The organism is Elongatibacter sediminis, from assembly GCF_037892215.1.
GTDB classification, from domain to species: Bacteria; Pseudomonadota; Gammaproteobacteria; order Xanthomonadales; family SZUA-36; genus Elongatibacter; species Elongatibacter sediminis.
In genome coordinates this window covers 254,632-262,585 of sequence record NZ_JAZHOG010000008.1, presented here as the reverse complement: position 1 = coordinate 262,585, position 7,954 = coordinate 254,632, and the positions used below count along the sequence as shown (strand labels likewise).

Annotated in this window: 5 protein-coding genes; 2 read left to right on the top strand and 3 right to left on the bottom strand. The window is 56.8% G+C overall.

Going from position 1 to position 7,954, the window contains the following annotated elements; genetic code table 11:
* Both V3330_RS13410 and V3330_RS13405 read left to right on the top strand, forming a co-directional pair.
* Positions 1-195, top strand: a 195-nt coding sequence (locus V3330_RS13410) for a transposase (RefSeq protein ID WP_435791827.1), incomplete at its 5' end; no start/stop codon positions are given.
* A 208-nt stretch (positions 196-403) separates the two neighbouring features.
* Positions 404-1,885 carry a sulfatase gene (locus tag V3330_RS13405; RefSeq protein WP_354695937.1) on the top strand — a complete coding sequence of 494 codons (1,482 nt, stop codon included), beginning with the start codon at positions 404-406 and terminating at the stop codon, positions 1,883-1,885.
* Between the two features lie 672 nt (positions 1,886-2,557).
* Here V3330_RS13405 and V3330_RS13400 read toward each other — a convergent pair.
* From V3330_RS13400 to V3330_RS13390, 3 genes are all read right to left on the bottom strand, one after another.
* The gene (locus tag V3330_RS13400; RefSeq protein WP_354695936.1) at positions 2,558-3,385 is read right to left on the bottom strand and encodes a glycosyltransferase family 32 protein; all 828 of its coding nucleotides are present in this window, start codon (positions 3,383-3,385) and stop codon (positions 2,558-2,560) included.
* Positions 3,386-3,966: 581 nt separating this feature from the next.
* A complete protein-coding gene (locus V3330_RS13395) occupies positions 3,967-4,758 on the bottom strand; it encodes an SDR family oxidoreductase (RefSeq protein ID WP_354695935.1) in 792 nt (263 codons plus the stop codon).
* A gap of 260 nt (positions 4,759-5,018) precedes the next feature.
* Entirely contained in the window at positions 5,019-7,385 is a 2,367-nt protein-coding gene (locus tag V3330_RS13390; RefSeq protein WP_354695934.1) for a TonB-dependent receptor, read from the bottom strand.
* Positions 7,386-7,954: the final 569 nt, after the last annotated feature.

The window sequence follows — 7,954 nt, the reverse complement described above, 5'->3', positions numbered from 1 at the left end:
AGTAACGAAAATACCAACGGACTCATCCGGCAATACTGGCCAAAGAAGATGAGTCTGAAAAACCTGACGCAGTCGCAAGCAGATCGTGTTGAACGACGCCTTAATCACCGGCCGCGCAAATGCCTCGACTACTTGACGCCTTATGAAGTGTTCAACAACACTCAGGAATCACTCACCGTTGCGCTTCGCAGTTGAATCCAAGGTGTTTTCTGGCGGATATTTTCTGCTTTTCTTATACTTACACGGGTCCGACCCCATTCCCTTTGTCCACGCAAAACCGCTGCCATCATTCTAATCAGGCTGGTCCAGCTCCAGCTAACCTGCGACCCCAGTTCCCTCCAATACACATAATGAGACCTCAACGGTGACAATTCAGCAATTCGCAGCCAGGATGGCTGCGACAATGACCGCCCTGGGTTGCGTGATTCTCCTGACTGCGGGGGTTTCGCCTGAAGCGCTCTCGAATTACAAAGCCGTGCCGGTCGACTCGGCGCTCGCAGCAGAGGCCACGGACTCTGCCGCCCGTGCGGAGCGGCCCAACATATTGCTGATTTCCGTTGACGATTTGAACAACTGGGTCGGCTACGCCGGCGGCAATGCTTCCAGCCGCACCCCCAATATCGATTCCCTGGCCGAGCGCGGCGTGGCTTTTACACAGACATTCAGCCAATTCCCGCTCTGCGGCCCGTCGCGCGCGAGTCTGTTTTCGGGACTATTGCCCGGCACACTAGGCCTGCTTCATCAACCCAAGCCGGATTCCGTCGTGGTCGAAGCGGCGCAGCGGCATGGGACGCTGCTGCTGCACAGCTACTTCCAGCGACACGGCTATAAGACGATGGCCGTGGGCAAGCTGCTGCACCGCCATGTCCCGGACGGCAGTGTCGACCTGTCGGGAGGACGCGGCAACTGGAACCGGTTGCCGGGCGATGAACGCATCCACTTTGACTCGGACAACACCATGACCGACTGGGGCGTCTACCCCCTCCCCGAAAGTGAAATGTCCGATCCGGCCAGCGCCGAATGGGCCGCACAACAGCTGCAACAGAAACATGACCGGCCATTCCTGCTGATGGTGGGCTTTTTGCGCCCCCACGTCCCCTGGTATGTTCCCCAGAAGTATTTCGACGCGATTGGCGACCCCGCAACGTTGGCCCTGCCGCCCTACAGGCCGGACTATCTGGTGGACGTGCCGGAATATGCGCGAAAGATAAACATCGCCGACGGCTATCCGCGCACCGATTGGGCGATCGAAACCGGGCAGTGGCCGAACATCGTACACGCCTATCTGGCCAGCACCTACTTTGCGGACCACTACGTCGGGCAGGTCCTGAAGGCACTCGAGAAGAGCCCATACGCCGACAATACGATCGTCGTGCTCTTTTCGGACCACGGTTACCATGTCGGCGAAAAAGGTTCGATTCAGAAGCAGAGCCTGTGGGAGCGTGCGAACAAAGTGCCGCTGATTTTTTCCGGACCCGGCATTCCGCGAGGCGAAACCCGAACGCAACCCGTCGGGCTGATCGACATCTATCCGACGTTGCTGGATCTGGCCGGGCTCCCACCCAACCAGGCAAACGAAGGCCACAGCGCGCAGCAGCTATTGATGAATGCTTCAGCCGAGTGGGGCCACCCTGTCATCACGCAATGGCGCCGCAGCCTGAACGACGGAACTGAACTCCGGGGCCAGGCGGTGCAGTCGGGTCCATGGCGCTACAGCCTGTACGGGGATGGCAGTGAAGAGCTGTACAACCACCTGGATGATCCCAACGAGTGGACCAACCTGGCGGCCGCGACGAACGCTGGGGAACAGTTTCGCAAACTGATGGATGAGCTGAAGGCACAACTGCCAGTCGACTTCTTTCAGCAAGCGCTCGATAAGCGGTAAGGCCCGTCGATTCTCGTTCTAGACCGCAGATACGGATCGGTCAATGGAACATACTGATCACCAATACATATCAGACCCAGGTGTGGTCACAAAAAGTGGTGGAATAGCCATACTTGAACCCCAAATGGGCATATTCAGTTCAGACGAGACTTCGTCGTCTGCCACAAGCACCCACTCCAGGATTCCAAAATCGGATTAACGACAATTCCCTTGTGTTTTTCAGCGGACGTCCCGTGCTTTTCTTTTGCTTACGCTGGCCCGGCTCCTCCAGCCTTCTTTACTTTCGATGGTCCGACTCCAGCCCCCGGCTCTTGTGGATCCCGGCTCGGGGGCCGGGATGACGCAGTAATGAAGGACGGGCTGACACGGTTATGAAGGGCGGGGGTGACACGGTTATGAAGGGCGGGGGTGACACGGTTAAGAAGGGCGGGGGTCACGCTGTTGTGAACGGCGCTGGTGACCTGATGATAAGGGCTCGGAATAGCGCTGTCGTGGAGGGGCCGGGATGACGCAGTAATGATGGGCTGGGATGACGCGGTGATGTAGGGCTGGGATAACACTGTTGTGAACGGCGGGGATGACCCGATGATGAGGAGTCGGGATGACGCCGTAGTGGGGGACCGGGATGACCGCGTGAATATCTGGTCGCTTCAGCCCTCATTCGCGGGGGCTTTACGTCAGGCGCTCCACGGTCAGTAGCTCGCGCGACAGATGGCTTTCGGCTTTCGCCAGCAGCCTGAGTTTATGGCGCAGGCGCAACCGGGACAGAAGTCGCCATAACCCACTGAATTGCGCATGGGTCAGCCACGTGCCGCTCATCTGGTGGGCACCGTAAACGCCAAACACGTGCTTGACCTTGCGTCGGCTATTGCGACCGTGGGCGGCCAGAATCCGGACATCCTCGCTACCCTCCGGTTGTTCCAGCAGGGTGCGGGTGATCATGGCCGGGCCCGCCGTGTAGAGCACGCGCATGAAGCCCCTGTCGCGGATGATTGCCGGCAGGACACTGTCCAGAATCTCACGGCTGGGTGCGCGGGCGAAATCGGAATCCAGCGTGGTGCGACGAATGTTGTCGGCGCAAGCGCGCAGAAACGGGTGTCCGGCCTGCGCACCGAAGGCATATTGACCCAGCATTTCTATCGTTCCGAGCAGTGCGGAACCATAGGCGTCCATCTGCCGTTCAAACGGAAATATGCAGGCCTGATCGAGCAGGTCATCCAGAGGTTTCGAGATGCACACGTCGAGATCGAAATAGAATCCTCCCATCTTGTGTACCGCAAGCAGTCGAAACAGGTCGATCCGGGAGATGAAATCCTGCAGGTCATCAAATGCCTGTGCGTACTCCGGGTACTCCCGTCGAACGAAGCTGTCCACTTCCTCGTCGGTCATCAACAGGTATTCATAGTCTGGGTGCAAGCGTCTCAGCTGGCGCTGATAGGCCCGATAGCGCCGGGGAATGTCGGTGGTTTTCCAGGTCTGGATGATGCGTTTGGGAATCATGTGAGTTTGGCTACTGGCCGCTTTTCGGACGGTGAGGCGAGACGGTTACTTCGCGGTCTGCACCGTACTATCTTATGCAGTCGTGCAACAAGTTGACGGCGTCGTATTTTTGCTATTGGCGATTGGCGTCCCCGGCAGGCGCGGGACCGATGCTTCGTATATGAGTTGGCGGACGCGGCATTGAACGGGTTGAAATTCACTTTGAGCGCGGTGCCGGGTGGATCCCGGCTCGGAGGCCGGGATGACGCATTGGTGAGGGGCCGGGATGACGTTTTAGTGAGGGCCGGGATGACGTTTTAGTGAGGGCCGGGATGACGTTGTAGTGAGGGGCCGGGATGACGTTGTAGTGAGGGGCCGGGATGACGCATTGGTGAGGGGCCGGGGTGACGTTTTAGTGAGGGCCGGGATGACGCACTGGTGAGGGGCCGGGATGACGGGGATTACTGATCCGGGATCAGTTGGAAGGTGAAAGCCGCCTTCTTGGCATCAGGCGGCTCATGAGTGGCGTATTGCTATTCGACATCAATGGTTGATTTCCGGGAAGGTAACGAATCCTTCCCGAGGGCGTGCCCTGGGATTTCCTACGGGACTACGCCCGCCGTGGCGGTCACCGTATTATCGATCACGAGCTCGGTACCGTTGGTGAACTTCGCTTCGTCTGAGGCAAGGTATAGAACGGCGTATGCAACGTCATCCGGTTCGCCAAGACGGCTGCCGACGCTCTCGGTTTCCTGATCCACGCCGTTTGCGGCATTGATCTCGCTCATCTCGGAACTGAAGCCCTGCACCATCGGTGTATCGATACCGGACGGATGCACCGAATTGCAGCGAATCTGATACCCGCTGCGAGTGCAATGAACGGCAACGGCCCTGGTGTACGATCGAACGGCGCCCTTGGCCGCGCAATAGGCGGCCACCACCGACTCTCCAACCAGTGCCGCAATGGAAGACATATTGACGATGGAAGACAGGCCCGACTTTTTCATCAGCGGAATTGCGTACTTACAACCGAAAAACACGCCGTCCATACTGACCGCCATGATGCGCTTGTAATCCGCCACCGTGGTCGACTCGGCATCTCCAGGAGTGACGATTCCCGCATTGTTGACCAGGATATTGAGTTTTCCGTATCGCGATTCCACTTCCCCGATCAGGCTGACCCACGACTCCTCGTCCGTCACGTCGTGGACAACGGAGATCGCCGACTCGCCGATCGAATCCGCGACTTTCCGAGCTTGGTCGGCATTGATGTCAGTCACGACGACCGTGGCACCCTCTCGGGCCAGGAGCTCTGCGGTCGCCCGACCCAGCCCGCTCGCCGCTCCCGTAACGATTGCAACCTTTCCGGCAACTCTTCCAGCACTGGCATTCATGGATTCAACAACCTATTTCGGCTTTATTCAGCGGTATCAATACACGGGACAATCGAACAGGAGGCTATCGGTGATCAACGCACATGCAGCGAAGCAAGCCGCTAGAGCCACTTCGCTGGCGGCAGGAGCGTGACTTCTTGCCACCCCTGCACGCTCGCCGACCCTACGGACCTCAACCGCCGGTGACGGATCCGGGGAGCCAGATCGTCACGGGGCACGCTTTGAGCCGGAGGGCGCTTCCTGTTGACCACCGGGAGAACTCAGAATCGATTGCTCAGCTGCAACAGAAACGTCCGGGGGGCATCGACGAGACCGATTACGTCAGCAGGCACTGCACTGTCGGTACCCGTCCCGGTCCCGGAATTGGGCAGATCCAGAACACTGCTGAAATGGAAGCTGTTGGTCAGGTTGCGTGCAACCAGCGACAACTCCCAGCTCGAGTCGAGTTTTGACAAGCGTACCGAGGCATCGACATTGAAGTAGGAATCCTGCCGCGACAGCGGGGAGCCGAAGTTGGAACCCAGATAGTCATCGCTGTAGCGGATCGTTGACCCCAGCGTGAGCTCCAGCCCGGAACCGATGTCGAACGAGTAAACACCTCCGATTGACGAGGTCCACTTGGGCGCGACAGCGGTCGGCGAACCACTCAAATCCTGGCCTTTTCCGGCGCCAAATGTCGTGTTACAACCCGCGGCAATGGACTGCCCCGTGTAACACGGAGCGATGAAATCCTCATACGTAGCATCATTGTAGACGACGGCACCATTCAGGATGAGACCCGGCACCTGCGCAGGTGCGTAATCCACATTAACCTCAACGCCCTCTACCAGGGCCTTGCCGGCGTTCGTGGTTATGAATTGGAACGTGTCCGAATTGAAGAAATCAACCTGAAGATCCTTGTACTCGGTCCGATACATTTCCGCGTTGACTCTCAGCTGGTTATTCAGCCACGTACTCTTTACACCGAACATGAATCCATCAGCGGTTTCAGGATCAAACAAGACGTCGTCAATGGTTGTGGCCGCCACGATGAGGGCACTGGCGGAAAACCCGCCTGACTTATAGGCGGACTTGTAGCCACCGTACAACGTCACATTGTCATTGAGGAAATAGGTCAGCGTGACTTCAGGCGTTGTTTCCGAAAAGCTCTGATCGGCAGACAGAGGCAGATCCTGCGGGAACAATCCCTGCAACGCAGGCAGGACAAAGCTCTGCACGACAAAACCTTCGTTGTCCTCGTGAATGTATCGGGCACCGACAGCGAGTTCGAGGTCGGGCACGATTTTCCACTTCACCTGCCCGAATAACGACAAGGTTTCTCCATCGACCGTCGAGGGCTTGATGTAACTGGTGTAGCGCAAATCCCCTGGCTGACTCGAGTCCTCTATGGGCGCAAAAGCAGCCGCCTGGTCATGATCACGTTTGGAATTCTGATAGTAGGCGCCAACCAGAATGTCAACGGAGTCAGACACATCCCAGGCCACCCGGGTCTCATTGGAGAACACATCGAGCTGGGAATCCTGCGTCGCGGCAATGAAGGACGTTGGCGAATGCACATTCTGCCCCAGACCCCAGCGGTTCTGGCTCGAATTGTAATTAAAGATCGAGGTGATCGTCGCTGATTCCAAAGCGTACTCCAGGATAGCGGTCAACGACCACGCCTCGTAGTCATTGAAAGAAGACCCATCTTCCTTCATCCCGGGTAGTGCCCCGGCAAAACCGTCCGGCGCATTGGGCACATACACATCGAACTCTTCCCGGCACGGCACTTCAGGATTGACCTGGGTGAAGCCCGTTCCATTACCGCACGCAACGGGTGCCATGTTCCAGGCATTCGAGTCGTCTTCCCGCGATGACAGTGTGGCCTTGATATTCGCGAAAAAACGATCCGTGGGTTCCCACAAAAGCGTTCCCCTCAACGTACGCTCGGAAGTACCCGGCATGCCACCTCCGTGAGGCTGCTGGACGTGCTCGATCAAGTCACCCGTCGCAACATCGAAGGATGTGATGGGGGTTGCGATCGCCAGGTTGTCGAAATAACCGTCAGCCATATCGGACGCCCGAAGCGCCAGGCGTCCCGACCATGTGTCACTGATCGGGCCCGACACAATGACTTCGGCAGACACTTCTTCGGCGGTCGTCTCATACCCGACACGGGTGTTCAACTCGAATTCTTCGCTGGGTGACTTGGTCGTCACGGAGATCACGCCGGCGGTTGCATTTTTTCCGAAAAACAAAGCCTGTGGTCCTTTCAGGATCTCGATGGTATCGAGATCAAAAAGCGCTTCATTCAGGAAAAACCCGGAACCGTAATAAACGCCATCAACAACAACTGCCGTGGATTGTTCAATCCCGATCGAGGTCGATTGAGAACCGATGCCCCGCATCGTAATAACGGCACCCGAACCATTTGAACTACGTGCAACGAACAATTCCGGCGAACTGCCCGCGATTCGCTCCAAAGAAGTGAGATTTCGCCGGTCAATTTCGGATTCTGAAAGGACAACGGCTGACACCGGAACATCTTGAAGTGATTCAGTTTGTTTACGGGCTGTAATGATGACTTCTTCAAGCCCCTGGATTTCGGTCGCTCTTGCGGAAGCCTCGCCCTCAACCTGAGCGAGCACGGGTGTGAACATAAACAAGCCAACAACGGGCGCTATCGCCAACGAATTGATATTACGAAACTTTTTACAACGAGAATTCATTAAGCCACCCCGTCACACTGTTTGATTTGTCGCAATGATCCGTTTCGGAAGTCATTACGGTCTGTTAAACCTCAATAAAATCATCGTTGCCGGGCTGTCGGGGAACAGGCCCCATACCATCATCGGCAACTTTTTTAGTTTTGAATGGAATTCAATTCGCCCGGCAAGCGTCCCATACTATTCCGGAAGTGTCAAGACTGGTTGAGGTGCCGCCGCCAACGACTCATTCCTGGGTACGGCTCCAAATAAATGATTTGGCCGTAGGGGTTGTTCATTTGCCTTATGAGCACCTGTTTGGAGGATGATCCGTGACTGCTGGCTGGATTGCAGCTTGACACCACTTTCCAGCCCCACCTAGGGTGGATTCTGCGCTCAGGTGAGAGCGTTTTGGGCCGGCCATCCCACGCTGCAACGTAATGTGAAACGGTGAATTACTTCAATTTCTTAAAACGAAGAGAAAGCAGAATGACGCACGGACGCCCCTCCTG

Coding starts and splice junctions, on each gene's coding strand:
- V3330_RS13395 (WP_354695935.1), bottom strand. CDS start 4,758: ATGAATGCCAGTGCTGGAAGAGTTGCCGGAAAGGTTGCAATCGTTACG.
- V3330_RS13405 (WP_354695937.1), top strand. CDS start 404: ATGACCGCCCTGGGTTGCGTGATTCTCCTGACTGCGGGGGTTTCGCCT.
- V3330_RS13400 (WP_354695936.1), bottom strand. CDS start 3,385: ATGATTCCCAAACGCATCATCCAGACCTGGAAAACCACCGACATTCCC.